The organism is Mycolicibacterium novocastrense, from assembly GCF_001570485.1.
Classification (GTDB): Bacteria; Actinomycetota; Actinomycetes; order Mycobacteriales; family Mycobacteriaceae; genus Mycobacterium; species Mycobacterium novocastrense.
The window spans coordinates 22772-49441 of the sequence record NZ_BCTA01000011.1; the positions used below are offsets into that span (position 1 = coordinate 22772).

The following is a 26670-nucleotide window of genomic DNA, read 5'->3' on the forward strand; positions in this document are numbered from 1 at the left end:
ACAATTTGCGCCGAGCCGCCATGAGCGCTTCGTTGCGTTTGGCATCATGACGAACGGAAAGGCGGGGAAGGCGTGTCGGTCAGGGGTCATCGTTGGCGCTACGGCGTCTTGGTGGCCCTGCTTTTGCTGGTCGTGGTGAACGCGCTGGCCCCGTGGGGATACGACCGCGCCGAGGCGGGAATGATCGCGGTGCAGGCGGTCCTGGGCGCCGTGATCGTTGTCCGCGGCTTCGTGGTTGCCCGCAAGGTCGACGGCCCGTCTCGATGGTGGCGAGTCCTCATCGCGGCTTCGTGCCTGAGCTGGCTCATCGGTGAGCTGTTGTGGTGGACGGGGGGCGGCTCTGACCCCGGTCGCGTGGCCGGTGCGCGGGAGATTGTGGCGTATCTGCTCCCCGCGGTGCTCATCGTCGCGGCCGTGATCGTGCTCGGACGCGTCGGTGTCGGGCGCACCGGCACCCCCGAGGTTCCGGTGCATCACTATTCGCTCGTCGCCTTCGTGCTGGACGGGATCGTCGCGGCGATCTCGTTCTCGCTGCTGTCCTACCTGGCCGGCTATGGCGGACTGGCCGCAGCGGCGTTCCCCCGGTCGGACAACCCCACCATTCTGGTGATCTACTCGCTGCTGCAGTTGTGCACGGTGGTGGCGGGCGTGTTTTTCGCCAGCCTCTACCGGCCCGGCCGGCCCTACCGCGCGAACTGCCTCCTGCTGAGCGGCGGTGTCATGTTGCTCGCGGCCGCGGACCGGATGGTGGCCTACTTCCGAACCGTCGACGTGCAGAACGGTGACCTGTGGGGCGGTGGCGCATTCATCCTCGGGCTGGTGCTGGTGATCTACTCACTCGCCGCACCGAGCCCGCAGTCGGAGGCCGGCGCGCAAGCCGACGATCGGGTGATGGACTGGGTGCAGTTGATCCTGCCGTACGCCGGATTCGCCGGAATCGCAATACTTTACGGCTATCACGTGATGATCGGCCGAGAACTCGACGGGGTGCTCGTCGTCGGAGCGGTGGTGATGGTTGTGCTCGTCGCCACGCGCCAGGCCTTCGCGATGCGCGCGCAGCACAGGTTGACGGTGCGGCTGTTCGACGCCCAGCGCCTGCTCGCGCACCAGGTCCATCACGACGCGTTGACCGGGCTGCCGAACCGGTTGTTCTTCGGCAAGCAGCTCGAAACCGCGGCATCCAGAGGCGGTTTCGTGTTGATCTTCGTCGACCTCGATGACTTCAAAGACGTCAACGACCGGTTCGGGCACGCGGGCGGTGATGAACTGCTGCGCGCCGTAGGCGAACGGCTCCGTCGATGCGTGCGGGATACCGACACCCTGGCGCGCATCGGCGGTGACGAGTTCGCGATCCTGATCAACAGCGACGCGGCGGCACCCGAAGTCGTTGCCGACCGCGTCCGGGCGGCGCTTCGAGAGCCGTTCGCCGTGCACGGGTCCAGTGTGCGGATCCGTGCGAGCATGGGCTTGGTTCGGCTGGAAGCCGACGAAGACAGCCAGACCCCGGACGATCTGCTGCGCAAGGCCGACCACTCGATGTATGAGGGCAAGCGCCTGGGTAAAGACATCGCCGTCGTCTACCCGTCGATGACCGGCCGGGCGGTGGACTTCCCCACCGCGTTACGTCACGCCGACGGCGGCCCGCCGGATGGGTTCAGACTGGTCTATCAGCCCATCGTCCGGCTGCCCGAGGAGACTCCGATCGCCGTCGAGGCGTTGGCGAGGTGGACGGCGCCCGACGGCACGCAGATACCGCCCGAGACGTTCGTGGCCGCCGCCGAGGCCGCGGGACTCGGCGAAGCCTTCGACGCGATGGTGCTGGACCGGAGTTGCCGGGAAGTCTCATCGGCAGGCGTGCGTCTCGATCTGCAGGTCAACATCGGGGCGGCACGCTTGCGCGACGGCGGTTTCCGTGACGTGGTGGCAGCGACACTGGCGCGTTACGACATGGAGCCCAGCCGGCTGACGCTGGAGATCACCGAAACCGTGCCGATCGTCGATGTCGACGAGGCGGCCGCACAGATCCGGCGGCTCAAGGCTATTGGGGTCAACGTGGCCCTGGACGATTTCGGTGCCGGCTACAACTCGCTGACCTATCTGCACGCCTTACCCATTCAAATCGTCAAGCTCGACCGCAGCTTGTTGGCCGGGCCTGAACGCGGCCAGGCCGCCACGCTGTACCGGTCGGTGATCGCGGTGTGCGCTCCGCTGGGCCTGGAAGTGATCGCCGAGGGCATCGAGACCGCCGAGCAGGCCGAGATGGTGTTTCTCGCCGGCTGCTCGTTGCTCAGGGGTATTTGTTCGGGTTGCCCGCGGCGATCGCCGATATTGCCGCCGAATGTCTGGCCGCTGACACACCGTAGCGCTGTGGGTTCTGTCCACGGCGGTCCGTGACGAGCGGTACGGTCGGGCGGTGAGCAGCCCCTCGCGTCCGGTGACGAAGCTCGACAAATCCGCGGTCCTCGATGCGCTGTTCGCGCAGTGGCGCACGATCGACGGATTGTTGGCGGGTCTGTCCGACTCCGACTGGGAGGCGGCGACGTCGCTGCCCGGCTGGACGGTGCACGACGTGACGGCCCACATGGTCGGCACCGAATCGATGTTGGCGGGTATGGACACCCCGGAGTCCGATGTGGACGTGTCGTTGTTCGAGCACGTGCGCAACGACATCGGTGTGCTCAACGAACGTTGGGTGCTTGCGCTGCGGACGATCAGCGGTGCGGAGCTGCTGGACCGCTTTCGGGCGATCACCGCCGAGCGTCGTGCGGCGCTGACCGCGCTGAGCGACGACGAGTGGAACCAGGTGACGGCGACGCCGGCCGGCCCGGACAGCTACGGCCGGTTCATGCGGGTGCGGATCTTCGATTGCTGGATGCACGAGCACGACATCCGCGATGCGCTCGGGCGGCCCGCATCCGACCCGACGGGCACGCCCGCGATGTTCGCGCTCGACGAGATGGCGGCCAGTATGGGCTTTGTGGTCGGCAAACTGGGCGGGGCGCCCGACGGCTCACGGGTGTCGATGGTGCTGACGGGGCCGCTGGGCAGGACGATCAACGTCGCGGTCGAGGGGCGCGGCAAGGTGGTCGAGGACTTCGGCGGCGCCCAACCGACGGCGACGATCACCCTTGATGCGCTGCTGTTCGCGCGGCTGGCCGGTGGGCGAGTCGCGTTGGATCACGACGCGATCGCTTACGGAGGGGATGAGGAGGTCGGCAGGCGTGTCGTCGATCACCTCAACTACGTGATCTGACCAGCGGTTTTGATCCGGCGCGGGCATAAATACGTGGTGTGCGGTGTTGTAGGTCGCGTAGGATGAAATGTCCTGCCGTACTTCGGCGGGCGCGTTGTTAGACAACTACACAGGGGCTGAACGGTTTCGACTTCGAGCGTCGAATCAAGGGAAGCGTGCCGGTGCAGGCAAGAGACCACCGTAAGCGTCGTTGCAACCAATTAAGCGCCGATTCCAATCAGCGCGACTACGCACTCGCTGCCTAAGCGACTGCGTGTCTGTCAGCCCGGGAGAGCCCTCGACCCGGTGTCTGGCATCAGCTAGAGGGATAAACCGGTGGGTCCGGTCGCGGGACTCATCGGGACATCAAACAGCGACTGGGATCGTCATCCTGACTTGTTCGCGTGATCAGGAGATCCGAGTAGAGGCATAGCGAACTGCGCACGGAGAAGCCTTGAGGGAACGCCGTAGGACCCGGGTTCGATTCCCGGCAGCTCCACTGTGAACGGGGATGGCCAGAGCGCATTTCGCTCTGGCCTTCTTTGTTGCGGCCGCATGTGCAGCCAAGCCAAAGGCGTTTGCGTGTCAGGCCGTCCTACAGCGCCTCGACGTTGAACGGCCGGTCCAGCAGGGCGTGCAGTTTGCTCGCGATCGACTTGTCGACTGATCTCCGCCTCTGGTGGGCGAAAGTCGCCTCACGTCGGGATAGAGCCGATGCAAGATCGCGCGTTCGGCCGCGGTGCAGTAGCCGACATGCCCGACCTCGGAGGTCAGATCACGCGGTACAGAAAATCGAGCCGCGCCGCGACGGCGGGTTCCGTCGGCGAACAGTTCGATTTCCCCGCGTAACGCCCGCTGAGCGGCCCGCGTCAGATACCCAGCTTGAGGCTGGCGCCGGCATCCACGAACAACTGCTGCCCCGTCACGTAACGCGATTCGTCCGAGGCGAGGTAGACAACGGCATGCGAGATGTCTTCGGGTTCGACATAGGGGATGGGCATCGCCTGCAGGACGGGAAAGACGAGTTCGGCATCCTCGCGCGACGGGTCCGTCAGATCCGGTCGGAACGTCCGGTACATCGGCAGGTTGTGCAGCATGTCGGTGTTCACGTTGGTCGGGTGGACCGTGTTGATGCGAACCCCGTGTGGCGCCATCGTGAGTGCGAGCGCCTTCGTGTATTCGCGGATCATCTTCTTGGCCATGCCGTACCCCGCCCCGCCGGGTCCCTGCGGTCCGCCGCCGGTGGCGAGATCCTTCTGCTCGACCAGGCCCGCGATCGATCCGGTGACGATCACGGACCCGCCCGGCCCGAGATGCTCGAGCCCGAGGTGAACCGTATTGACCACGCCCACGAAGTCCACGTCGAACGCGTCGATGAAGCCACGGTACGGAATGTGGCTGCCCTGCGGGCAGATTCCGGCATTGGCGACGACGATGTGCAAGCCACCGAGTTCGGCGACGGCGTCGTCGAGCACCTTCTTCAGGGTAGGTCGGTCGCGCACATCCACCGCGGCCGTGACGACGCGCCGCCCCGCCTTTTCGACCAGCGTCGCTGTCTCGTCGAGGTCGGCCGGGGTGGCCAACGGATACTCGTTGGAGGGGATGTCTGCGCATATGTCCAGGGCGATGATGTCGGCGCCCTCATCGGCCATGTGTACCGCGTGGCTGCGCCCCTGGCCTCGCGCTGCGCCGGTGATCACTGCCACCTTGCCTGTGAGACGGTTCATTCAGCTCTCCCATGCGCTAGGACGTCGGCCCACCCCGCTGGATGATAGAACACAGACTGTAAATCTGTCATACAGCTGACAGGCCTCGCCGCCGAACGGGCGTCAGGGCGCACACCGATGAGAAGGCCGGTACAACAGTTTTTTTCGCGACCATCGGCGCCTACCTCACATGGCGGTGCGTTCGTCGTGGCCCATGGCTTCCGGCCGGGTATGGAACTCACGGACCATCGCCTGGATCGTGTAGGACGCCACCAACCGCCCGCCCTCCGTGAACACGTGGCCGTCACCTTGGACCAGTCCGCGTCCGGCCCAGAACGCGCGGTTGGTATACAGCAGCCAGTCGGTGACGTCCGCATCTTCGTGGAATGCGATTGTGGCCTTCATGATCCCGGTGGACAAGGTGCGATGTGCAAGGGCCTCGCCAAACCCTCTGTGCGGCAACATGCCCGCGGCGATCGTCCAATGAGTACTGGACTGAGCCAACAAGGCGGAATGAAGGTAGGACCGGTCGGGTGCGTCCCGGAACCGAACCCACGCGTTTATCTCCGGCGGTCCTACCCGATCGGGGTTCGAGTCGTACGCGCCGTCTACCACCCGGATCTCGCGACCGGGCATACCGAAACCTTCGAACGGCTCGGCGTCCGACGGCTTCGGGACGTCCGGCATCGCCATCGCGTGACCGATGACATCGCTGGACCCCGAATCACAAAGCAGGATGGCGGCGCCGCGGAGGGTGTCGTGCTGCGTGGCACGAACTTCGGCGGTCGAGAACGTGCGACCTTTACGCAGCAGGTCAACGGACAGCTCGACCGGCGCGGTGAAGGAAGCTGCCTTGAGGAAGACCATCGATGCTGATGTGACCCGTTGCTCGGGAAGGATTTTGGACACCGCGACGATGGCTTCGGCGAGCAGCTGTCCGCCTTCGACGACGTCGCGCTGCGTCGGGCCGTGCGCAGGGCCGACGAAGTGGTTGTCGCCGCGCGGTTCCACGTCGATGAGCCGCACCAGCTCGGCGGCATCACCCCACAGCGGGAATCTCGTAGACACCAAGGCCCCGTCGGGCCAGGGCTCCACGACGACGATGCGCAACCGGTCGTCGTAAAACGAGATGTGGTCGGCGATTCCCGCAACTTCGGGCAGCGGCGTCGGGTAGCTCCACGCGACGTTGTCGATCGATTGGCCAGCGGCCGACAGGCTCCAGTAGGAAGCGCGGCCCTTGAATGGACAAACGGTCGTGTGCGCGCTGGGCTCGAGCAGCTCCCAGCGCACGTCCGCCTTCGGGAAGTACAGCCGGTCGACGTGATCGCTTTCGGTGACCACAAGGCACTTTTCGCTCTCGGCGACGAGCAGGTTCCCGAGCCACACCCGCCCGGTGAAGGGACTGCGCTCGATGCCGATCCGGTAGTCGGGGTGCGCCGGCCAAGCCGACTCGACTTGTTCGGTCATGACCGCATCGGCCCCGTCGGTGATTTGAGAACGAGGGACTCCAGGCCGACATCGGGATTGTCGATGGCGCTGGCGAAAGTGCCTGCGAGAACGTCTGCGACAGCATCGGGCGTCATTCGGCTCTCTTGGACGAGTCCGCGCGCGAGCCATTCGGTGAGCGCTGTGCCGAGCAGGTCGGGGTCGAACTGTGAGGTGAAGTCCGTCGGGACGGTGCCGCTGATCTCCACGCAGCTGAACCGGTATCCCGGCTTCTCCAGACGCCACGAGACCAGGCAGCGCTCCATCGCCGCCTTGCTCGAGGAGTAGGCGCCGAGTGCCGTGTGCGGATGGCGCACCGAATCCGACGACAGCGCAGCGACGATCGCCGTCGGGTCGAGTATCGGAAGGTGGGCTCGGATGAGTTCGTGTACGCCGATCACGTTGGTTTCAAACACATCTCGCCAGTCCTCTGCGCCGGTGTCGGAAAACATCTTCAGAGGTGCGTATCCCGACGAGATCAGCAGGATGTCGACTTTGCCCAGCGCCTCACCTGCCACCTCGGCGAGTCGTGCGCAATCGGCAGAGTTGCGCACGTCAACCGCCACCGTCACTCCACGGCCCGCCTCCGCAACCACCTCATCGAGCTTGTCGACGCGGCGCGCGGCGAGGACCACCTCGGCGCCGTCTTTGCCCGCCCGTACGGCGAAGGAGCGCCCGATGCCGGCGGATGCGCCCACCACGACCACCCTCTTGCCGGCTAGCGACAGCTCACCCATGCCACCTCTGCTTTCATGCTCCCGAAGCCTACGGCCCGAAATAGAACATTATTACAGAGTATGTACTACTGTTCGCGATTGAAGGATCAGCGCAGGCCGTTGACGGCGAACTTCTCGACGTAACGACGCACAGTGGTGGGCTTGGACATGTCGAAGGTCTGAGCTTTGTTCACCGTCGAGAATGAGTAGATGATCCTGGCAAGCCATTCACTGGCGGCCTTGACGTCGATGTTCGCCCCGACCTCGCCACGCTCCTGGGCCTCCCGCACGTAGGGTACGAGAAACTCGGTCGTGCGCCGTACAGCCGAATCGCCGTCTGCGATCATGTGCCGCATCAATTCGGCGTCGTCAGCCATCAGGCGGTTCCGCGTCCGATGATCGAGCAGGATTCTGGCGTGGGTTTCGGCCATGGCGCCAAGCTTCTCGGCCAGCGTGGACTTCTTCGCCATCGCTGCCGCGACTTCCTGGTAGAACTTCTGGGCGCCGTACTCGATGGCCGCCTCGATGAGAATCGTGCGGTCCTCGAAGTAGCGGTACACCGTGCCCCGCGACACGTTCGCAACCCGGGCGACATCCTGCACGCTTGTGCGTTGGATCCCCAGTTGCGAGAAGCACAAGTTCGCCGCTTCGAGGATCTGGTCTCGGCGGTCGGACTCCTGCTGCTCGTCGAGCTCGGCCGTGGCCCGCTCAGTCGCCATGTCGCTCCCTCGTCGCTGGGATCAAGCAGTTTTGAACCCTTCTATGCTACGTGACAGCTCGTGTTCAGGCGTTCCGGCGCACCGCCCCGGCGGCAGGCGGAGACGCTCGGCGGATACTGATCATAGTGACACATCACGTTCAATTGTTACACTCCGTGGGCGCGGGTGTCGCGAGATGACGAGGGAGGTTTGTCGTGGACCTCGGGTTGAGGGGCCGCAACTTCGTCATCGTCGGAGGAACGACCGGCATGGGGTTTGCCGCTGCCGAACAACTTGCCCACGACGGTGCCAACGTGGCGCTACTGGCGCGCGACGGTGAGCGTGCCGTCGAGAAGGCGTCTCTGTTGTCCAGCCGACATGGCGTCCGTGCGGTGGGGATCAGCGTCGACGCCGCGGCCCCCGGCGACGGTGTTGCGCGCGCCGTCGATGAAGCCGCCGACAGGCTCGGCGATCTGCGGGGATTGGCAGTGACAGCGGGCCCGATGAAGCAGCAGGGGCCGTTCCTCGAGCACACCGACGAATCGTGGGACTGGTACTACCAGATGATCTTGATGGCGACTGTGCGCTCCTGCCGCGCGATCATTCCGCACCTGCAACGCACCGGCGGTGGCACGGTGGTGACGACGGCCGCGTATTCGGTGCGCGCACCGAAAGTCCTGATACCGCCGTACAACGCGCTCAAGGCCGCCGTCCTGACAATGTCGAAGATTCTCGCGAAAACGCATGGGCCCGATAACATCCGGGTGAACACCGTCTGTCCTGGATTGTTCGACACCGAGGTGAACGACTTCATCCGCGCCCAGCGGGCAGCGGAGTACAACGTGCCGGAGGAAGACGCGATCTACACCCACCTGTCCAGCAATCCCGCCTGGAACATGCGGGTGGCACTCGACCGCGGAGGCAGCCCGAATGAGGCGGGGGAGTTGATCGCTTTCCTATTGAGCGATCGGGCGGCGTACATGACCGGCGCAGCGATCAACATCGATGGCGGGACCGACTTCTAGATCCCGACCCGGTCGGCGAGCAGGCCGCGATGGTAGGCGGGATCGCCCAGAAGATGCTCCGACGATTTCGCCCGCTTGAAGTACATGTGCGCGGGATGCTCCCAGGTGAAGCCGATTCCGCCGTGGATCTGAATGTTCGCCGCGGCCGCTTTGGTGTAGACGTCCGAGCAGTAGGCCTTGGCCAGCGAGGCGGCGGCGGGAAGTTCGTCCAGTCGCTGCGCTGCGGTGTGCACCGCGTATTGCGCCGCGCCTCGAGCGCACTCGATCTCGAGCATCAAATCGGCACACTTGTGCCGGACCGCCTGGAAAGACCCGATCGGCCTGCCGAATTGACGGCGCGTCTTCGCGTAGCCGACGGCGATTTCCAGGCACCGCTGTGCGCCCCCGACCTGTTCGGCCGCAAGACAGGCGGCCGCGATGTCGAGCGCGTGGGACAACGCAGGCCAGGCCTGCCCCTCAGTGCCGATCAACTCGGCCGGGGTGTCGTCGAAGTCGATTCGGGCCTGGCGCCGCGTCGCGTCAAGCGTCGAGAGCATCCGGCGCGACAGTCCCTCGGTGTCGTCCACCGCGAACAGTGAGACACCGGCGTCCGTCCGGGCTACGACCAGCAGCAGGTCGGCAACGTGACCGTCCAAGACGAATGTCTTGCTGCCGTTGATGAACCACTGTGTTCCGCGGCGACGCGCGCTGGTGTGGATCGTCTCCGCACTCCACCGGCCAGACTGCTCGGTCAGCGCCAGCGCGGCGATGGTCTTGCCCGTCGCGATGCGTGGAAGGTATCGAGACTGGGCGCCCTCGTCGTCGCAGCACATCAAGGCGCTGCCCGCCATCACGACGGAGCCGAAGAACGGGCCTGGCAACAGGGCACGCCCCGACTCCTCGACGACCACGCCCAATTCGGCGTAGCCATAACCGCTTCCACCGAATTCCTCACCAATGGCCAACCCGTGGAGCCCGAGTTGGTCGGCCATCTGGCGCCACACCTCGCGGTCGTAGCCTTCGGGAGTCTCCATGACGCGGCGAACTTCGTGCTCGGGTGACTTCAGCTCGAAAAATGCGCGGGCCGTCCGGCGCAGCTCTTCCTGCTCGTCGGTCCCTGCGAAACCGTCGGTGATGCCGGACAATTCAACGGCTCCCTGCTTCGCGTCCGGTCGGGTCGACACGAGGATCGGGGCTGTCGCGGCGAAGGGCGCGCAGCCACGCGCCGACAGGTGCGGGCGCGCGAACCGGCGTACCGCGGCGACCGGGATCGGCGTCCCAGAAGTCCCGCCACGACGGGAACGCGTCGTGCAGGTTTCCGTCGTGCCGGGGCTGGCCCGGCCACCGCATCTTCTGCGCACCCACCGGTGGGTCGGTGATATCGGACTCGTACCAGAACAGGGGTGTGCGCCTGAGGAAGTACCAGTGACCTTCCCGGCGCTCGTAGCTGTCCAAATAAGCGAGCATCTCGATCACCCACACCGACTCCGTCTCGAGGTCGTTGCGGGAGTAGACGAGTCCGGAGGCGGTGAGGGTGTCATGGATGTCGATGACGTGTCCGAGCACCCCGTGCGCACTACCCAGCAGGTTGTGGCGGAGTTCGGTGTCATACCAGTCGCGCAAAGCGGCACGGCCGTGCAGTTTTCCGGGCACTTTCACGTCATCGACGAAGAGATTGACCAGCGCGTCGAGGTCCCGCATGTCCAAGGCGACCGCGTATTTCGCCGCGAGCTGGCGGATTTCATCGAGCGCTTCGAGGCGTTCGATTCGCGCCTCGAGATCGGTCAGGGACGTCACCAGAGTTCTCCGGCCGCTATCAACGCTGTCAAGCGCGCCTTGTCGATCTTGTTCGTGGTGGTGTAGGGGAGGAGGCTCGGATCGTCAAGGATCACCCAGTTCTTCGGCACCTTGTATGCCGCAAGCCGTTTTCGACATTCGGTCGCCAGATCGGCCGCCGACGCCGTGTACCCCTCGTTGAGCACTACCGCGGCACCGACGATCGCGCCTTTGTCGGCGTCGGGAACTCCGATGACGTAGGCGATGCGCACCGCCTCGATTCGTCCCAGTGCGGCCTCGACCTCCATGGGCGCGACGTTGGTGCCCGAGGTCTTGATCATCTCGTCGAGGCGGCCCGCGAAATACAAGTGACCGTCGTCGTCACGGTAGCCGGCGTCCTTGGTGTGCAGCCAGCCGTCGCGGTCGACCACCTCGTGCCACTGCTTGCCCACCATTCCGCGCATCATCGCCGTACCACGCACACAGATTTCGCCGGTGACGCCGTTGGGTACCTCGTTACCGGCATCGTCGACGATCTTGTGCTCAAAGCCCGGCGCGGCGACGCCCAGCGAGCCCCGTTTGGATTCGGGCAGTTGCTCGTGCGGCGGCCACCAGGTGTGAGAACTGCAGGTCTCGGTCATCCCGAGTTGTGCCACGCGCAGCGACGGGTCCGGGGTGCGTCGTCCGGGTGCCAGCAGCACCTGTTGGTAGCCCTCACGCAGGGTGGACAAGTCGGTCGACGCGAAGTCGCGATGATTGCTAAGCGCCGGACCGATATGCGGGAATCCCGTTGTGTAGGTTGCCTTTTCACTTTCCAGAAGACGCAATACCATCCCCGCGTCGAACTTGTGCTCCGTGAGAATCGTGGCGCCCACCTGCATGGGGCCGAGAAATCCGAATACCAGTCCGGCGACCCAGAAGAACACCATGGGCACGTAGATGCGGTCGCCGGCGTCCCAGTCGTGGGCGGTCGCGATGAATCGGGAATGGGTGATCGCCGTGCCGTGGGTGTGGATTATGCCCTTCGGATTCGACGTGCTGCCTGACGTGTAGATGACGAGCAGGTCGTCGGCGGCGCGCACCGTCGCCTCGCATGTTTCGCGGAAGCTCGGTGGGACGGGGTCGGGCCATCCGGCCGGCCAGCTGCGAGTTGTCTCACCGAGGGGAAAGACGTTGCGCAACTGGGGGAGTCGCTCGGTGCGCAGTTGTCCGTTGACCACCTGCCACTCGCCGGTAGCGGTCTCGATCCGGTCGAGCACGTCTCGTCCGAGCAGCGTCTCCACCGCGAGCAGGGTGTGGATGTCGGCGTCGCGTAGCACCCAGTGCAACTCGGCGTGCTGGAAGAAGGTGTTGATCGGTACCGCGACGGCCCCGATGCGGGTGATCGCCAGGAAAGCCGTGACGAAATCGGCGCCGTTGGGTGCCAGTACGCCGACGCGGACGCCCTTGGTGACGCCGCTGGCGAGCAGTCGGGCCGCCATGTCGGCCGAACGGGTCTGCGCCTCGGCGTAGGTGATCCGTTCCACGGCGCCGTCGGCGGTGGCGGTCACCACGAGATCGTTCGAGCCGTGGGCACCGACGACGGCGGACAGCATGGCCGGTAGGACCGCGTCGTAAGGGAGCGGTTCGTATCGGAACACCGGTGTCGTCAGTGGCATCGACGTCATTCGACCACCCAGCGGGGTTCCCGCTTCTCGGCGAACGCGGCCATCCCCTCGTGATAGTCGGGGTGAGTCATCTGGTGCTGCAGGACGTAGCGGTAGGCCACGTCGTTGGCGGCGTGCAGGCCGACGTCCAGGCTGGCCCACATCGCCTTGACCGACGCCTGTACGGTCGCCGGCGACAGCTTGGCGATCGACAAGGCGATCTCGCGGGCACGTTCCTGGAGTCGCTGCGCCGGCACCACCTCGTTGATGAGGCCGATCTCATGCCCCCGCTGCGCGGTGATGCGGCCGTCTCTGCTCATCAGTCCCAGTTGCATCACCATCGACAAGGGCATGCGCCGCAGCAGCACCGCCGGCTCGAGCGCGAACACGTTGCCGACCTGTAGATGGGTGTCGATCAGTTCGGCATGCTCGGCGGCGATGATGAGGTCGGCATCGGCGACCTGATGCAACGCCCCACCGACCGCCATACCGTTGAGCGCGCAGATGACGGGCTTCCACACGTTGTGGTGCAGCCGGGATCCAGGGACCTTGTTGCGAATTCCGCCTTCGGCGGTGGCGCGGATGTCCTGTCCGGCGCAGAACGCCCGGTCGCCTGCGCCGGTGATGATCGCCACCCGGATGTCGGAGTCATCGCGTACCCGACCCCAAGCCCAACCGAGTTCCGTGCGTGCCAGATCGTCGGTGGCATTCAGCCGTTCGGGACGGTTGATGGTGATCGTCGCGACGTGGTCGCTGACGTCGAATAGAATCCTCTTCAGATCCATCGAATCCCCTGGGCTCGAACCGCATGCGGTGATGAACAGACTATCAGTGCATGTTCCATCGTTCTGTGAGTTACTACGGCATCCACTGACCACCCGAGACCGAGATGAGCTGGCCGGTGAGGTGTTTGGCCGCCGGTGAGCACAGAAACGCAACCGTGCGCGCGACGTCCTGCGGTTCGCCGAGACGTCCCATCAGTGTCGATCCGCGCATATCATCGAGCTCGTCGTCGGTCTTTCGCGACAGCAGCCACGGCGTTTCCGTGGTTCCCACCACCACCGTGTTCACCCTGACGCCGAACGGGCCCAACTGCACCGCCATCAGGCGGCTGAGACCCTCCACACCCGCTTTCGCGGCCGCGTAGGCCGGCGGGCCGGTCCGGACGCCGTGCGCCGACACCGAGCTGACGTTGACGATCGTCCCGGACTTCTCCTGAACCATCTGGCGCGCGACCACCTGCCCCATCACGAACGCGCCCTTGAGGTTGACGGCGACGATGCGGTCCCAGTCCTCGTCGGTCTGGTCCAGGAAACTGCCGGGCAGAGTCATTCCGGCGTTGTTGACCAACGCCCGGACCGGTCCGTGAGCGGCGGCCAACTCGCCCATCGCCCGCTCTACCCCCTGCCGATCGGTGATCGACAGCAGCAGAGGGATTAGTCGGCCGTCCCGCGCGGCGTCTGAGGCTTGTGCGCGCGCGATCGCCTTTTCATTCACGTCGACGACGGCCGTGCGGTAGCCGGCGTCGAGCAACGTCTGCGCGATTGCTGCCCCGATGCCGCGCGCTCCTCCGGTGACCACCGCGACCGGTCGCGTCTCATCCGACACGACGGCCTCGAATGTTCTTGGAGTCCAGCTCGATTCGGTTGACGGTCGGTCGCACCAGGGCTACAGCCTCTGCCATCATCGCGACCAGATCGCCCACTCCGCCGCCAGACACCCAGAGGTCGATCGCGGCCCGGTTTGCGCCGTTGATCACCGTGGCCGCCAGACGCGGCCGCACATCGACCGTCGGATCGGCCTTCAGCCACCGCGCGACCTCTGACGTCATCTGGTCGATCCAGTCGTCGTTGATTCGCAGCATCGTGGCGCGCAGGGCAGGCAGGTCGCGGTACATTCTGGCCCGGGCCACGAAGATGTCCGGGTTTTCGGTGATGGCCGCGGCGACCGCTTCCGAGGCCTCGGCGAGTGCGTCACCCAGAGAACCCTTGTCCACGGCGCGAAATCGACGCGTGGCTTCCGCGAGGCGCTCGGCATACCCGTGAAAGAGGATGTCTTCCTTCGCGGCGAAATGGTGAAAGAACGTTCTCGGCGATACGGCTGCCAGCTCGGCGATCTGTTCGACAGTGGTCTGCTCATAACCGTTGGTGGTGAACAGTTCGATGGCGGCTGAGATGAGCGCATCGCGGTTTCGTCGGCCCCGGGCGCGGCGTTGGTCCATGGTCAGCATCCTGTCAACGTCGCGGTGCCCGAACTGAGGGAAACGACATCGCCCTGCAGGGTCTGGAACCGAACCGGACCGGCGCCGTCGCGCCAGATCTCGGTGCGCAGTTCGGACGCGAGCTTCACCGGTTTGGCGAAGCGGCAGCTGATCGAGGTGAGCGACGCCGGATCACCATTGCCGGCAACGTTGATCAGCGCCCTGGCCGCGAAGCCCAGCGTGCACAAACCGTGCAGGAACACATCGTCGAAGCCGAATCTGCGGGCAGCGGCGGGGTCGATGTGCAACGGGTTGCGGTCTCCGCTCAGCCGGTAGATCGCCGCCTGCTCGGGTCGAACCTCGTCGGCATAGACCCCGTCGGGAGCGCGGTGCGGCGCCGGGGCGGTCGAGGCCGGACGCGTCCCGCCGAAGCCGCCCTCGCCGAGCACCATCGTCTGCGAGGAGGCGTGAAAAAGGGGACCGTCGGCGTCAGTGCCCGTCGATGTCACCTCGATGACCGCGTGCTTGCCGGTATCCCACAGCGCGGTCACCTCGGCATCGACGGAAACCTCGCCGCTGGCGGCCACGGAACGCTCGAGGCTCAGGGACTGCGCCGCATGCACGATCGGAGACGCGCCGAGGTCGAGTATCGCGCGCAGATCCTTGACCGCCCACCAGTTGGCGACCAGCGCATAGGTCGGCAACACGGCGGGGCCGACGTGTTCGTCGAGCAGATGGCGCTCTGCAGGCGGGCGTGCTCCGACACCCAGGGCGTAGAGGATGGCATCGGTGGGCATCCAGCGATGTGTCGTCGGGGGCAGCCGGGTGCCGACCGCGGCGGGGGAGAGGGTCGCACGTGCGGTCACGCGGCCTCCAGTGATAGAACGGATTGACGATATTTGTTCAATCGTGCAATATAGTCGCAGTAACTGCAACTATATTCTCGGCGGAGGCAGCGGCGTGCGGTTCGGCGTATTCATCCTCGGTGACAAACCCAATCACCTCAGCCATGCGGAGGTATTCGCCAACGTGCTCGAGGAGGCGCGCTGGGCCGAGGAATTCGGCTACGACGAGGTATGGCTGGCCGAACACCACTTCTCGCCGTATGGGGCCCTGGCGGACCTTCCGCTGGTCGCGGCGGCGATCGCCGCGCAGACCGATCGGATCCGCATCGGCACGGCCTGCATGGTCGCGCCCTTCCACGACCCCATCCATCTCGCGGAACGAATCGCCATGGCGGACAACCTCAGCGGGGGTCGATTCGATGCCGGCTTCGGGCGGGGCTACCAGGCCCACGAGTTCAAGGGGTTCGGCATCCCGATGGATGAGGCCACCGCTCGATACCAGGAATGCGTCGAGATCGTCAACCGGTTGCTCACCGAGGAGAACGTCACTTACGACGGAAAGTACTGGCAACTGCAGGATGTCACCATCCATCCCCGCCCGGTGCAACAGCCGATTCCGGTGTGGGGAACGGTGATGAAGACGCCGTCGAGTTTCGAATGGTTGGCGGACAAGGGCTTCGGCGCCATCATCGGCAACCCGTACCAGGTCGACCCAGACCTGCAGGGTGCGTTGGACATCTATCTTCAGACACAGGAGAAGAAGGGACTCACCGCGGCCACCGGCAACGTCTGGGCCCTGCTGAACGCGTTCTGCCATGAAGACGATGGGTTCGCGCGGACATATCCGCGCGAGAGCGTCGAGCTGTCCATCGTGACGCACCGCAAGTATTCGAGTCCCTTCGAGCGTGGCGGGGACATCCCGGCCGATTACAAGGCATACGCCGACTGGTTCGAGAAGCACGACAAGCAGAGTTACGAGCAGGTGCTCAACTCTCATCTCACCCTGATGGGCAACCCGGACCGAATCATCGAGAAGATGCGCACCGTCATCGACATGGGATGGCGCAACGTGATATTGCGGATGTCGCGGGGCGGGGCAATGGACCGCGCAAAAGTCCGCGATTCCATGAAGCTGTTCGCCGAAGAGGTGATTCCGGCGGCGACCGAACTCGCGGCAGCGTCGGCTTGAGCCGGCAGATCGAAGCCCGTATCCGTGCCGTGTTGGCACTGGATCCGACCGCACCGGCCATCGAGTACGAAGGCAGTTGGACCGACTGGAAAACGATCGGCGATATCGCGTCCGCAGTGGAAAACCGTTTGACGGCAGCGGGGCTGGGCAGCGGTGCACCGGTCGGCCTGCTCCTTCGCAACCACCCGGCCATGGTGGCGGCGCTGCTCGGGGTCCTACTCGTCAATGGCTGCGTCGTCACGATCAATGCCGGGAGTGGGGACACCCGGTTGGCGGCCGACATCGAGCAGCTGCGGTTGCCCGCGGTGATCGCACTCGGTGCGGAGTGGCGGCGTCCTTCCGTCGTCGCAGCGGCGACGGGTGCACTCGGTCTCCAAGTGGCCGGCGACCCGGCTTCGGTTCAGACGGTCGCCGGGCTCGAGCGCCTTGGCCCGGGCCCGTTCCGTCCGGCGCAGGATGGTGTGGCGGTCGAGATGCTCACCAGCGGCACCACCGGACCGCCAAAGCGAATCCCTCTGTCCTATACAGCGTTTGAGCAGACTATCGACGCCGCGGGCGCTCACTACGGCAGCGGCGAACCGGGACACCTTCGGCTGCGGTCCGGGGTTGCCATCGTCAGCTCACCGCTGGTCCACATGTCCGGGCTGTTCCGCACCCTGCTGAACATCTGCGAGGGGCGCAGGATCGCGCTGCTGGAGCGATTTCGGGTGGACGATTTCGTCGATCTCGTCGTGCGGCACCGCCCGAAGGCGGTCAGCCTGGTGCCGTCGGCGCTGACGATGGTGCTCGACGCGGCCGTGCCGCCGGACGTCTTCTCCAGCGTGCAGGTCGTCACGTCCGGCACGGCGCCGCTGCCGGTCGACGTGCAGGAAGCCTTTGAGGCCCGGTACGGCGTCGCGGTGTTGCCGTCCTACGGGGCCACCGAGTTCGCCGGCGGCGTCGCCGGCTGGAACCTGGCGTTGCACCGCGAGTGGGCGAAGACCAAGCGGGGCAGCGTCGGCCGTCCGCAGGGCGGTCGCGAGGCCCGGATCGTCTCGACCGACGATGGTCGTGAGGTGCCGGCCGGAGTCCAAGGGCGCATCGAGGTGCGGACTCGCGGCGGTGAATGGGTGCGGACCACGGACCTTGGCCGCCTTGACGAGGACGGTTTCCTGTTCGTGGACGGCCGCGCCGACGACGTGATCATCCGCGGCGGATTCAAGGTTGCCCCCGCCGATGTTGTCGACGCCCTGCGCAGCCACCCCGCCGTGCGTGACGCGGGAGTCACCGGTATCACGGACAGGCGACTGGGTGCTGTGCCCGTTGGCGCGGTGGAACTCGCCGACGGCGCCCATGTCGAACCCGAGGAGCTGATGGATTTCGTTCGTCAGCGGCTCACCCGATATCAGGTGCCTGCGCGGCTGCTGGTCGTCGATGAGCTGCCCCGGACTCCATCGCTGAAGGTGAGCCAGCCCGCACTGCGCGAACTCTTCGAACAGGAGCTGACGTGAACGACAACCTTCGCGGCGCCGCCGCCATCGTCGGCGTGGCCGATGAGGTGTCGCCGTCCGGCGTCATCGACATGCCGCTACGTGAGCTCGAGGCCCGCGTCATCACCGCGGCACTCGCGGATGCGGGCCTGTCGCTCTCCGATGTCGACGGTCTGTGCACGTGCACCGGCGGCACTCTCATGCACTCGGTCGAACTGGCCGAATACCTCGGCATCACACCGCGATTCACCGACGGCACCCAGACCGGGGGCGCGAGCTACGGACTGTACGTCGAACACGCGGCCGCCGCGATCGCCGCCGGCCTCGCCGAAACCGTCGTCATCGTTTACGCGTCGACTCCACGTGCGGCCCGCAAGCGCGGCGACAAGGGCCTCGGGGTGTTCGCCACCCCCGAACGGCTGGAATGGGAGACCCCGTTCGGCGTCATGCTTCCGCTCAGTGCGTACGCGCTTGCCGCCAACCGGCACATGGCGGTGTACGGCACCACCGCCGAACAGCTCGCGCAGATCGCGGTCGACACCCGCCGGTGGGCGGCACGCAATCCCCGCGCCAATCAACGCGATCCGATCACCGTCGACGACGTCCTGAATTCCGGCTACATCACCGAACCCATCCACAAGCTGGAATGTTGCTTGGTCACCGACGGCGCCGCCGCGATCGTTCTCACCAGCGCCGCACGGGCCCGCGACCTCGGCGACCCGGCCTACGTGCTCGGCGCGACGTCGGCGGCATCGCACGCCATGATCACGCAGATGCCCGACCTGACCGTGACTCCGGGTGCGGTGTCGGGACGCGCGGCGTTCGCCGCCGCCGGCCTGAGTCCCGGCGACATCGACGTCGTGCAGTTGTACGACTCGTTCACGATCACCGTGTTGCTGGCCTTGGAGGATCTCGGGTTCTGCAAGAAGGGCGAGGGCGGACCGTTTGTCGCCGACGGTGTGCTCGCGCCCGGCGGTGCCCTTCCCGGCCAAACCACCGGGGGAGGGCTTGCGTACACGCATCCAGGCGCGTTCGGTGCCTTCCTGCTTGTCGAAGCCGTCCGCCAGGTGCGGGGGGAATGCGGTGAGCGACAGGTTCCCGGCGCGCAAACCGCGTTGGCACACGGCACCGGCGGTGTGCTATCGGCGACCTCCACCGTCATCATCGGAACAGAGGCAGTGCTATGAGCGAGGGGTTCCCGGTGCCGCAGCCCAGTGCGGTGTCGGCACCGTTCTGGGCGGCGACCGAAAAGCATCGGTTGGTCATGCAGCGTTGCGACGCCTGCCGACGGCTGGTGTGGTACCCGCGCCACGTGTGCCCGCACTGCGGAGGCCTCGCGCTGCAGTGGGAGCAACTGAGCGGGCAGGGCGTGGTCCACGCGGTCAGCGTGCACCACCGCGCCGCGCATCCGGCGTTCGCCGACCGGGTGCCCTATTCGGTCGTCCTGGTCGACCTGGCGGAGGGTGCGCGCATCATGTCGAACGTGTTCGGGCCACCGCCGTCGGTGGGCGACGAAGTATTCGTCGCCTGGATGCCGCTCGACGACGGGCGCAACCTCCCGACGTTCGAACCCCGATGAGTGAGGACCGGTTGCGCAGGGTCCGCGAGGAGATTGTGCTGCGCCACGTCGCAGGCGAGAACGCTCGCGATATCGAGGCGATCATGGCCACCTTCGCTCACCCCCGGTACGAAATCGTGCCCAGTGCAACCGTTTACGATGGTGACGCGGCGGTCAGGACGATGATCCTGCGACAGTGGGACGAGTTGCCGTGGATGCATTACGCCGCTGAGGCGATCTATCACGGCCCCGACGGGCTGGTGGTGGAGACCAGAACGACCTGCGCGGGCACCGACATCGACATGCTCAGCGTCAACATTTTCGGATTCGACGGCGAAGGACTGATTCTCGAGCGGTGCTATTTCGATCGGATGCTGTTCGCCGATCAAGTGAAGGGCGTCAAGAAACAGAACGACTGAACATATTTCGTCATGTTGTAGAATCACCGCAGCCGAAGTGCGCGGGCAAGGAGATTCAATGGCCACCCAGTTGGACACCGAGGCGCAGGCATCGACCAACGATCGCGCGATCGAGTTGTACCGCCTGATGAGCAAGGTCCATCACGCCGATCAGCGGGTCCGAAAAGGCTTGTCTTCGGGTGAGATCGCGATGAGTTATTGGCCCGTCGACGGTCAGGAGGCGATGTCGGCCGGTGCCGCGCTGGCGCTGTCCGACACCGATCAACTCGTCAGCACGTACCGGGGCCTGGGCGACGTCGTCGCCAAGGGCATCGACCTGGCCGGTTATTTCGGCGAGATCCTCGGTCGCAGCACCGGGCTGTCTCGAGGTAAGGCCGGTGCCATGGGAATCTCCGATCCCGACCATGGCATCGCGTGGACGACGGGCATCGTGGGGGCGGGTCCGCTGATCGCGAACGGCATCGCACTGGCCGCGTCGATCCGCGGCACCGGGCAGGTGGTACTGGTCAGCTTCGGCGACGGTGCCACCAGCATCGGCTATATGCACGAGGCGATGAACATGGCAGCGCTGTGGTCCCTTCCGGTGGTGTTCTTCTGCCAGAACAACGCGTGGGCGGAGTGCACGGCGATGTCGCGGTACACCCGGACCGTTGACTTGTCCGACCGTGCGGGCGGGTACGGGATGCCCGGCGTGACGGTCGACGGCACCGACCCCCAGGCCGTCCACGACGCCGTGTCAGAGGCGGTCGGGCGCGCACGAACGGGCGACGGCCCCACGTTCGTCGAGGCGGTCGCCTACCGGCTGCAGGGCCACTACTTCGGTGACGGCATGGCCTACGCCGATCCCGACGAACTGGCTGCCAAACGTGCCGACCCGCCGTTCGATCGCTACCGGCGGCGACTGGTCGAGGAGGGGACCGCCACCGCAGACGACCTTGATCGGATCGACGCCGAAGTATCGGAAAAGGTCGAATCCGCCTTCGCCGCCGCCCGCGACGCCGAGTCACTCGAGGCCGAGGAACTCACGCGCGATGTGTTCGCGGACAACGGGTCTGAGTTGGCCGCGGGCACGGCGACGCGTGTGCCGCTGCCCGACGGGGAGACCGAGGACCTCGGGCTGGTGCAGGCCATCCATCGCACCCTCGACCGAGCGATGGCCGCTGACGAGTCGATCATCCTGCTGGGCGAGGACATCGGCGATCGCTCCGGCGGCGGCATGTTCAAGATCACGGCCGGGCTCTCGGCCAAGTACGGCGAGCTGCGGGTGCGTGACACTCCGATCGCGGAGTCGTCGATCATCGGGGCGGCGCTCGGTGCATCGCTGGCCGGATTGCGCCCCGTCGCCGAACTGATGTTCATGGACTTCCTCGGTGTGGCGATGGACCAAATCGCCAACCACGCTGCGAAGGTCCGCTACTTGTCCGGCGGCCGTCGAGGCGCGCCGTTGGTGATCCGGACAATGGTGGGAACCGGTGCCGGCCCCCAGCATTCGCAAGCCGTCGAGGCCTGGGCGATGCACACCCCGGGACTCAAGGTCGTCTGGCCCAGTACCGCAGCGGACGCCGCAGGTCTGCTCAATGCGTGCCTGCGGGAGGAGGACCCGTGCCTGTTCATCGAATCGATGAAGCTCTACTACGGCGGCGGCAAGGGACCGGTTCCGGTGGCCGACTACGTCATTCCGCTCGGACAGGCCGATGTCAAGCGCGCCGGTAGCGACGTCACCATCTGCACGTACGGCGTGATGGTGCACGCGGCCCTGGAGGCGGCGAACACACTCCAAGACGAGGGCGTCTCGGTCGAGGTCCTCGATCTGCGGACCCTCGTCCCGCTGGACCTCCAAGCCGTTCTGGCTTCGGTAGGAAAGACCAAACGCCTTGTCGTCGCCCACGAATCGGTCGGCTTCTGCGGGCCCGGCGCCGAAATCGCCGCCGCCGTCGGCGCCGAATTGTTCGGCGAGCTCGCGGCGCCGATCCAGCGCGTGGCGGGCACCTATACCCCGGTTCCACGGGCCGCGACCTTGGAGGCGGCCTGTCGGCCGAACTCGGCCCAGCTCGTCGACGCCGTGAGGAGGGTCGTGTGACAGAGGTTCGGATGCCCAAACCGGGAGATGCGATCACCGAAGCCGAGGTGACAGAGCTGTACGTCGCCGACGGCGAGTCCGCGGTCGAAGGTGATCCCCTGTATGCCATCGCCACCGACAAGGCCGAAATGGACGTCGAGGCACCAGCGTCCGGCGTGGTGACGTGGAAGGTGGAAGTCGGGGGCACCTACGACGTCGGCGAACTCGTTGCCGTGATCTCATGACCGGATTACCGGACGCCCTGACGGTCGACCTGGAGGCACCCGAGCTGATCGGCGAAATCGCCGGCGACACGCTCACCGTCACCATCAACCGTCCGGAGAAACGGAACGCGGTCACCGCCGACGGTTACCACGGGATCAAACGCGCCGCGATGATTGTCGCCGACGAACCAGACCTCCAGTTCCTGATCATCACCGGAACCGGCGACGTCTTCTGCGCCGGTGGCGACATGAACTCGGTGAGCAATCCGGACCGGTCGTGGGACGCGTTCACCGAGGCGTACGACGCGACACCTTTCGAAGTACTCGGCAAGATCCCGAAGATCGTGGTGTGCGCCGTGAACGGCATCGCAATGGGCGGCGGCCTGGTAATGACGCTGTTCGCCGACCTCGTGATCGCGTCGGACCGGGCCCGCCTCCGGGTTCCCGATCTGACCCGTGGGGTCTACGAAGCTTTCGTCGCCGCCCGTATCCCGCAACGCATCGGAACATTGCGCGCCAACCACATGATCTACGGAAATGACTGGCTCGACGCCGCCGACGCCGGGCGTTACGGGCTGGTCGGCAAGGTCGTGCCCCACGACAGCCTCGCCGCAGAAACACAGGCGCTACTGGACCGGGTCCGCAACACCGGCCCCGCGGCACGTGCGGCGATGAAGCGCGAAATGGCACGTGCTCTGCCCGCCGTCGACGTCAGTGGTTACTGGTCGTCGATCGGAACCTCCGAACAGATCGAGGCGTTCTCCGCCTTCCTCGAAAAGCGTTCGCCGCGTTGGTCGGTGAACTCTGATCGTGATGCGTTCGTGCAGACCCGTCGGTCGGCGTGGATGCCGTCTGACTCTTGAAAGGATTAGCTGCCGTTGACCGAACTGCCGACCGGCTCCTCAGAGCTCACCGGATGCGACGAGATCCTCGTGGCCAGTGACGGTCCCGTCCGGATCGTGACCCTGAACAACCCCGGTGATGCCAATGCGGTCAACAATGCGATGCATGGCGCGTTCGCCCGGCTGTGGACCACGCTGGGCGAGGACTCCGAGGCCCGCGCCGTGCTCATCACCGGCACGGGTGACTACTTCTCGGCGGGTGGCAACCTGGTGGAGTGGCTGGAGACGCACGTCAACAACCCGGTCACGCGGCGCGAGGGGATGCGCGACGCCCGCCGCATCGTGCGCGACATGATCGACTTCCCGCTGCCGATCGTCGCCGCCGTGAATGGTCCAGCTGTCGGATTCGGTTGCAGCATCGCCGTTTTGTGTGACATCACGCTGATGTCGGACCGCGCATTCCTGGCCGACACCCACGTCGCCAGCGGGCTGGTCGCCGGTGACGGTGGCTCGGTGCTCTGGCCACTGATGATGAGCCTGATGAAGGCGAAAGAATACCTCTTGCTGGGTGAACGCATTCCGGCGGCCAAGGCCGTCGAACTCGGGCTGGCCAATCGGGTGGTACCGCACGACGCGATCAAACAGGAAGGACTCGCGCTGGCGCACCGGCTCGCGGCCCTTCCCCCGCGTGCCGTCCAAGGCACCAAGCGGACGTTGAACCTGCATGCCGAACGCGCGGTGACAGCCATCCTGGATTACGGGATATCCGCGGAGACAGAGTGTTTCACCACTGAAGAGCACCGGGCGGCGATCGACAAGTTTCTCAATCGGTGACGTGATGTCCGATGGCACGACACCGCTGGTGCTACGCGAGGACAGGGGCGCAGTCGCGCTGCTGTTGCTGAACCGCCCGGCGCAGCGCAATGCGTTGCGTTATGAGTCGTGGACCGAGTTGTCCGAGCAGTTGACTTCGGTGGCTGCCGACCCCGATGTGCGTGGCGTCGTGCTGGCCGGTGCAGCCGGATTCTTCTGTGCGGGCGGGGATTTGAAAGCCGGTCCGGCGCACGGTGCGGGCCCGCTCGCACCGGCGGGCCGGGTCGAGCATGCACAGCGAGTCATGGAGCAGCTCAAAGCGCTCCCGGTACCGACCGTCGCCGCGGTCGAGGGCGCCGCGGTGGGCCTGGGGTGGAGCCTCGCGCTGTCGTGTGATCTCGTCGTTGCCGCAACCGACGCCTTTTTCAGTGCTCCGTTCGTCGCTCGCGCGGTCGTCCCGGACGGCGGCTTGGCCTGGCGGCTGACCCAGCAGCTGGGCAGGCAGCGCGCCGCCGCACTGCTGCTGCGCGGCAAACGACTTGCGGCGTCCGACGCTGCAGACGTCGGCCTGGTCACCGACCTCGCCGAGCCCGGCGCCGCGGTCGACCGTGCGCTCGCCGTTCTCGACGAACTGGCACAGGCTGATTCCGCGGCGGTGGAGATGACCAAGCGTCTGATCAACTCGGTGGAGACCGCCCAGCTGGCGGCCTTTCACCCGCTGGAGCTGGCGATGGCGACCGTCGCCCAGCAGCGCTCGGCTAGCGCGGCAAGCCGAGACCGGTGGTAGAGATCAGGTCCCGCTGAATCTCGCTGGTGCCGCCGCCGATGGTGTGCAGCAGCGAGAGCAGCAGGCCTTCCGAGAAGTGACCGTCCAGCACGGCCTCGGGGTCGTCGGGCATCAGCGCGCCCGCGGGGCCCAGGATCCGGGCGCCCAGTGCGCGAAGCTCGGCAGTCAGTTCCGAGTGGTACAGCTTGGACAGCGACGGCAGCGCCGGATCCAACGATCCCGCCGCCTGTAGGTGTGCGATCCGGTAGGACAGGATCCGTCCCACCTCCACCCGCTCGACCGCCCGTGCCAGCGCCAGCCGGTTGGTCGGATCCGCCAGCGGGTCATGGTGTTTCCCGCGCTGCGCATGGCACCAGTCGACGAGCTCGTCGAGATAGCGCTGAGCCTGTGCGGCACGGGTCACGTTCGATCGTTCGGCGTTCAGCAGAGCCTTGGCGACCTTCCAGCCGTCACCCTCCGCGCCGACCAGGTTCGCCGCGGGCACCCGCACATCGTCGAAGAACTCTTCGGCGAATGTCGGGTAACCCGTCATCGATCTGATGGGCCGGCGGGTGATGCCCGGGCTGGAGAGGTCGACGAGGAAGAACGAGATCCCCGCCTGCCGTTTCTCGCCCACGGGCGAGGTCCTGGCGAGCACGAAGATCCAGTCGGCCAGCACGCCGTTGCTCGTCCACGTCTTCTGCCCGTTGAGCACGTAGTGATCGCCGTTGCGACGCGCGGTCATCCGCAACGCTGCCAAATCGGATCCGGCCTCGGGTTCGGAGTACCCCTGCGCCCACATCCGCTCCGAGCGCGCGATCAGCGGCAGGTGCTCGCGCTGTTGTTCGGGGGTGCCGAAGCGAAAAAGCACCGGCGCCAGCATGTTCACCCCGTTCGTGTTGACCAGCGGCGCCCCCGCGTAGGCGAGTTCCTCCCTGATGACCACCTGTTCGACGACGCCGAGGCCGCCGCCTTCGTACTCCGCGGGCCAATGCGGAACGAACCAGCCCTGGGCGTGCAGCGTGCGACAGAACGCCACCGCCCGTTCGTGGCCTTCGCGGGGCAGGTAGTCGGGGTTGGCGGCGGTGCGGCGGAACTCGTCGGGCAAGTTGTCGGCCAGCCAGCTGCGGACCGACTCGCGCAACCGCTCGACGCGTTCCCCGCCGCCGAACCGGACGATCGGCCTCAGCGGCATGCTCAGACCCGGTCAGCGGGTTTGGCTGCCCTCTTCATCAGCTCCCTCATGTAATCCTGGAACTCCTTCGACCCGGTGACGACCGCCTGCAGGTCGTTGGTGGCCTGCTGGTGGGTGCGAAAGCCCATGGTCTCCCAGGCCCGCATGATGCCCGCCTTCGTGGCCTGCAGCGTGATCAACGGCGCCTTGGCGATCCTGGTGGCCAGCTCCTCTACCGTGCTCTCCAATTCATCGGCCGGTACGACGCGGTTGACCAACCCGAACTCCAGGGCCTGCTCGGCCGAGATCTTCTGCGCGGTATAGAGGTACTCCGCGGCACGCTTGTAGTTCATGAACACCCAGGGCTCGAACATCGTCTCGGCCCCCGGCAGCCCGAACCCGGGCACAAGCGGCATCTGGAACCAGGCGTCGTCGGAACAGACCGTGATCTCGGGCAGCAACGCCCAGGTGGTGCCGCCGCCGATCGCGTATCCGTGCACCTGAGAGATGACCGGTTTCGGAAACTCCCACAGCTTCAACACCGGCCACAGGAACAGTTGTGCAGCCGAACGCCACACCTTGCCCGAGGCGTCCAATTCCGCCTTGAACTCCGGGTAACTGCCGTCGGGTACGTGACCCGAGCAGAAACCCTTTCCGTTGGCCTTGATGATGACGACCTTGATGTCATAGTCGTACTGCGCGTCGTCGAGCGCCTCGTTGACGCTGTGCACCATCTGGGAGGTCTGGGCGTTGGCACGTTCGGGATTGTTGAGAATGATCCGGGCGATCGGACCGTCCTTCTCATAGATGACATGGTCCAGGGTCCGCGTTTCCAACCTGCCCGTCCCT

The 26670-nt window shown here is 65.9% G+C and carries 26 protein-coding genes and 1 other RNA gene; 14 read left to right on the forward strand and 13 right to left on the reverse strand.

Annotated features, from left to right (window positions below):
• Positions 1–111 precede the first annotated feature (111 nt).
• The 3 genes from RMCN_RS02985 to ssrA all read left to right on the forward strand — a co-directional run bounded on the left by RMCN_RS02985 (position 112) and on the right by ssrA (position 3734).
• On the forward strand, positions 112–2394 hold the full coding sequence (locus RMCN_RS02985; protein WP_234787547.1) for a putative bifunctional diguanylate cyclase/phosphodiesterase: 2283 nt from the start codon (positions 112–114) through the stop codon (positions 2392–2394).
• Positions 2395–2413: 19 nt separating this feature from the next.
• Positions 2414–3253 (forward strand): maleylpyruvate isomerase family mycothiol-dependent enzyme, encoded by an 840-nt coding sequence (locus RMCN_RS02990; RefSeq protein WP_067387165.1) that lies wholly within the window; start codon positions 2414–2416, stop codon positions 3251–3253.
• 112 nt (positions 3254–3365) lie between these two features.
• Positions 3366–3734, forward strand: a transfer-messenger RNA (tmRNA) gene (gene ssrA / locus RMCN_RS02995).
• A gap of 367 nt (positions 3735–4101) precedes the next feature.
• On the opposite strand, the gene RMCN_RS03000 is transcribed toward ssrA, so the two are convergent.
• The 4 genes from RMCN_RS03000 to RMCN_RS03015 all read right to left on the reverse strand — a co-directional run bounded on the left by RMCN_RS03000 (position 4102) and on the right by RMCN_RS03015 (position 7858).
• Complete coding sequence (locus tag RMCN_RS03000; protein WP_067387167.1) at positions 4102–4959, reverse strand: mycofactocin-coupled SDR family oxidoreductase; 858 nt, start codon at positions 4957–4959, stop codon at positions 4102–4104.
• A 165-nt stretch (positions 4960–5124) separates the two neighbouring features.
• On the reverse strand, positions 5125–6405 hold the full coding sequence (locus RMCN_RS03005) for a DUF427 domain-containing protein (protein WP_067387168.1): 1281 nt from the start codon (positions 6403–6405) through the stop codon (positions 5125–5127).
• Positions 6402–7160, reverse strand: coding sequence for an SDR family oxidoreductase (locus RMCN_RS03010; protein ID WP_067387170.1), 759 nt, complete (start codon positions 7158–7160; stop codon positions 6402–6404). The genes RMCN_RS03005 and RMCN_RS03010 overlap by 4 nt, the downstream gene beginning before the upstream one ends.
• Positions 7161–7246: 86 nt before the next feature.
• The gene (locus RMCN_RS03015) at positions 7247–7858 is read right to left on the reverse strand and encodes a TetR/AcrR family transcriptional regulator (protein ID WP_064412609.1); all 612 of its coding nucleotides are present in this window, start codon (positions 7856–7858) and stop codon (positions 7247–7249) included.
• Positions 7859–8052: 194 nt separating this feature from the next.
• On the opposite strand from RMCN_RS03015, the gene RMCN_RS03020 reads away from it, so the two are divergent.
• Positions 8053–8862, forward strand: a complete 810-nt coding sequence (locus tag RMCN_RS03020; protein ID WP_084377069.1) for an SDR family NAD(P)-dependent oxidoreductase — start codon at positions 8053–8055, stop codon at positions 8860–8862.
• Here RMCN_RS03020 and RMCN_RS03025 read toward each other — a convergent pair.
• The 7 genes from RMCN_RS03025 to RMCN_RS03055 all read right to left on the reverse strand — a co-directional run bounded on the left by RMCN_RS03025 (position 8859) and on the right by RMCN_RS03055 (position 15329).
• Entirely contained in the window at positions 8859–9986 is a 1128-nt protein-coding gene (locus RMCN_RS03025; RefSeq protein ID WP_234787548.1) for an acyl-CoA dehydrogenase family protein, read from the reverse strand. The genes RMCN_RS03020 and RMCN_RS03025 overlap by 4 nt on opposite strands.
• 1 nt (position 9987) lies before the next feature.
• Complete coding sequence (locus RMCN_RS03030; RefSeq protein ID WP_067387172.1) at positions 9988–10638, reverse strand: nuclear transport factor 2 family protein; 651 nt, start codon at positions 10636–10638, stop codon at positions 9988–9990.
• Positions 10635–12284: a class I adenylate-forming enzyme family protein gene (locus tag RMCN_RS03035; protein WP_084377073.1), complete on the reverse strand. Its 1650-nt coding sequence runs from the start codon at positions 12282–12284 to the stop codon at positions 10635–10637. The genes RMCN_RS03030 and RMCN_RS03035 overlap by 4 nt, the downstream gene beginning before the upstream one ends.
• Positions 12281–13048, reverse strand: coding sequence for an enoyl-CoA hydratase-related protein (locus RMCN_RS03040; protein WP_064348876.1), 768 nt, complete (start codon positions 13046–13048; stop codon positions 12281–12283). The genes RMCN_RS03035 and RMCN_RS03040 overlap by 4 nt, the downstream gene beginning before the upstream one ends.
• 73 nt (positions 13049–13121) lie before the next feature.
• Complete coding sequence (locus tag RMCN_RS03045) at positions 13122–13871, reverse strand: SDR family NAD(P)-dependent oxidoreductase (protein WP_064412613.1); 750 nt, start codon at positions 13869–13871, stop codon at positions 13122–13124.
• Positions 13861–14484 carry a TetR/AcrR family transcriptional regulator gene (locus RMCN_RS03050; RefSeq protein WP_067387341.1) on the reverse strand — a complete coding sequence of 208 codons (624 nt, stop codon included), beginning with the start codon at positions 14482–14484 and terminating at the stop codon, positions 13861–13863. Before RMCN_RS03050 ends, RMCN_RS03045 begins: the two co-directional genes overlap by 11 nt.
• A 2-nt stretch (positions 14485–14486) precedes the next feature.
• Entirely contained in the window at positions 14487–15329 is an 843-nt protein-coding gene (locus RMCN_RS03055; RefSeq protein WP_084377075.1) for a MaoC/PaaZ C-terminal domain-containing protein, read from the reverse strand.
• A gap of 94 nt (positions 15330–15423) precedes the next feature.
• Here RMCN_RS03055 and RMCN_RS03060 point away from each other — a divergent pair, with 94 nt between their 5' ends.
• From RMCN_RS03060 to RMCN_RS03105, 10 genes are read left to right on the forward strand one after another with little or no spacing between them, the layout of a single operon-like run.
• On the forward strand, positions 15424–16497 hold the full coding sequence (locus RMCN_RS03060) for an LLM class flavin-dependent oxidoreductase (protein ID WP_067387176.1): 1074 nt from the start codon (positions 15424–15426) through the stop codon (positions 16495–16497).
• Positions 16494–17987: a class I adenylate-forming enzyme family protein gene (locus RMCN_RS03065; RefSeq protein ID WP_067387178.1), complete on the forward strand. Its 1494-nt coding sequence runs from the start codon at positions 16494–16496 to the stop codon at positions 17985–17987. Before RMCN_RS03060 ends, RMCN_RS03065 begins: the two co-directional genes overlap by 4 nt.
• The gene (locus RMCN_RS03070) at positions 17984–19153 is read left to right on the forward strand and encodes an acetyl-CoA acetyltransferase (RefSeq protein WP_067387180.1); all 1170 of its coding nucleotides are present in this window, start codon (positions 17984–17986) and stop codon (positions 19151–19153) included. The genes RMCN_RS03065 and RMCN_RS03070 overlap by 4 nt, the downstream gene beginning before the upstream one ends.
• On the forward strand, positions 19150–19545 hold the full coding sequence (locus RMCN_RS03075) for a Zn-ribbon domain-containing OB-fold protein (RefSeq protein WP_067387182.1): 396 nt from the start codon (positions 19150–19152) through the stop codon (positions 19543–19545). The genes RMCN_RS03070 and RMCN_RS03075 overlap by 4 nt, the downstream gene beginning before the upstream one ends.
• A complete protein-coding gene (locus RMCN_RS03080; protein WP_067387184.1) occupies positions 19542–19943 on the forward strand; it encodes a nuclear transport factor 2 family protein in 402 nt (133 codons plus the stop codon). Before RMCN_RS03075 ends, RMCN_RS03080 begins: the two co-directional genes overlap by 4 nt.
• A 58-nt stretch (positions 19944–20001) precedes the next feature.
• Complete coding sequence (locus tag RMCN_RS03085; protein ID WP_067387186.1) at positions 20002–22023, forward strand: alpha-ketoacid dehydrogenase subunit alpha/beta; 2022 nt, start codon at positions 20002–20004, stop codon at positions 22021–22023.
• Positions 22020–22247: a biotin/lipoyl-containing protein gene (locus tag RMCN_RS03090; RefSeq protein ID WP_064412621.1), complete on the forward strand. Its 228-nt coding sequence runs from the start codon at positions 22020–22022 to the stop codon at positions 22245–22247. The genes RMCN_RS03085 and RMCN_RS03090 overlap by 4 nt, the downstream gene beginning before the upstream one ends.
• On the forward strand, positions 22244–23089 hold the full coding sequence (locus RMCN_RS03095; protein ID WP_067387188.1) for an enoyl-CoA hydratase/isomerase family protein: 846 nt from the start codon (positions 22244–22246) through the stop codon (positions 23087–23089). The genes RMCN_RS03090 and RMCN_RS03095 overlap by 4 nt, the downstream gene beginning before the upstream one ends.
• Positions 23090–23104: 15 nt before the next feature.
• Positions 23105–23902 (forward strand): enoyl-CoA hydratase/isomerase family protein, encoded by a 798-nt coding sequence (locus RMCN_RS03100; protein WP_067387190.1) that lies wholly within the window; start codon positions 23105–23107, stop codon positions 23900–23902.
• A 4-nt stretch (positions 23903–23906) separates the two neighbouring features.
• Positions 23907–24668 carry an enoyl-CoA hydratase/isomerase family protein gene (locus RMCN_RS03105; RefSeq protein WP_064412676.1) on the forward strand — a complete coding sequence of 254 codons (762 nt, stop codon included), beginning with the start codon at positions 23907–23909 and terminating at the stop codon, positions 24666–24668.
• Here the strand turns inward: RMCN_RS03105 and RMCN_RS03110 are convergent.
• Entirely contained in the window at positions 24640–25842 is a 1203-nt protein-coding gene (locus RMCN_RS03110; protein WP_064412623.1) for an acyl-CoA dehydrogenase family protein, read from the reverse strand. The genes RMCN_RS03105 and RMCN_RS03110 overlap by 29 nt on opposite strands.
• 2 nt (positions 25843–25844) lie before the next feature.
• Entirely contained in the window at positions 25845–26657 is an 813-nt protein-coding gene (locus RMCN_RS03115; protein WP_064412624.1) for an enoyl-CoA hydratase/isomerase family protein, read from the reverse strand.
• Positions 26658–26670: the final 13 nt, after the last annotated feature.

Coding starts and splice junctions, on each gene's coding strand:
- RMCN_RS03035 (WP_084377073.1), bottom strand. CDS start 12,284: ATGACGTCGATGCCACTGACGACACCGGTGTTCCGATACGAACCGCTC.
- RMCN_RS03080 (WP_067387184.1), top strand. CDS start 19,542: ATGAGTGAGGACCGGTTGCGCAGGGTCCGCGAGGAGATTGTGCTGCGC.
- RMCN_RS03005 (WP_067387168.1), bottom strand. CDS start 6,405: ATGACCGAACAAGTCGAGTCGGCTTGGCCGGCGCACCCCGACTACCGG.
- RMCN_RS03075 (WP_067387182.1), top strand. CDS start 19,150: ATGAGCGAGGGGTTCCCGGTGCCGCAGCCCAGTGCGGTGTCGGCACCG.
- RMCN_RS03040 (WP_064348876.1), bottom strand. CDS start 13,048: ATGGATCTGAAGAGGATTCTATTCGACGTCAGCGACCACGTCGCGACG.
- RMCN_RS03000 (WP_067387167.1), bottom strand. CDS start 4,959: ATGAACCGTCTCACAGGCAAGGTGGCAGTGATCACCGGCGCAGCGCGA.
- RMCN_RS03110 (WP_064412623.1), bottom strand. CDS start 25,842: ATGCCGCTGAGGCCGATCGTCCGGTTCGGCGGCGGGGAACGCGTCGAG.
- RMCN_RS03095 (WP_067387188.1), top strand. CDS start 22,244: ATGACCGGATTACCGGACGCCCTGACGGTCGACCTGGAGGCACCCGAG.
- RMCN_RS03015 (WP_064412609.1), bottom strand. CDS start 7,858: ATGGCGACTGAGCGGGCCACGGCCGAGCTCGACGAGCAGCAGGAGTCC.
- RMCN_RS03050 (WP_067387341.1), bottom strand. CDS start 14,484: ATGGACCAACGCCGCGCCCGGGGCCGACGAAACCGCGATGCGCTCATC.
- RMCN_RS03085 (WP_067387186.1), top strand. CDS start 20,002: ATGGCCACCCAGTTGGACACCGAGGCGCAGGCATCGACCAACGATCGC.
- RMCN_RS03010 (WP_067387170.1), bottom strand. CDS start 7,160: ATGGGTGAGCTGTCGCTAGCCGGCAAGAGGGTGGTCGTGGTGGGCGCA.
- RMCN_RS03105 (WP_064412676.1), top strand. CDS start 23,907: ATGTCCGATGGCACGACACCGCTGGTGCTACGCGAGGACAGGGGCGCA.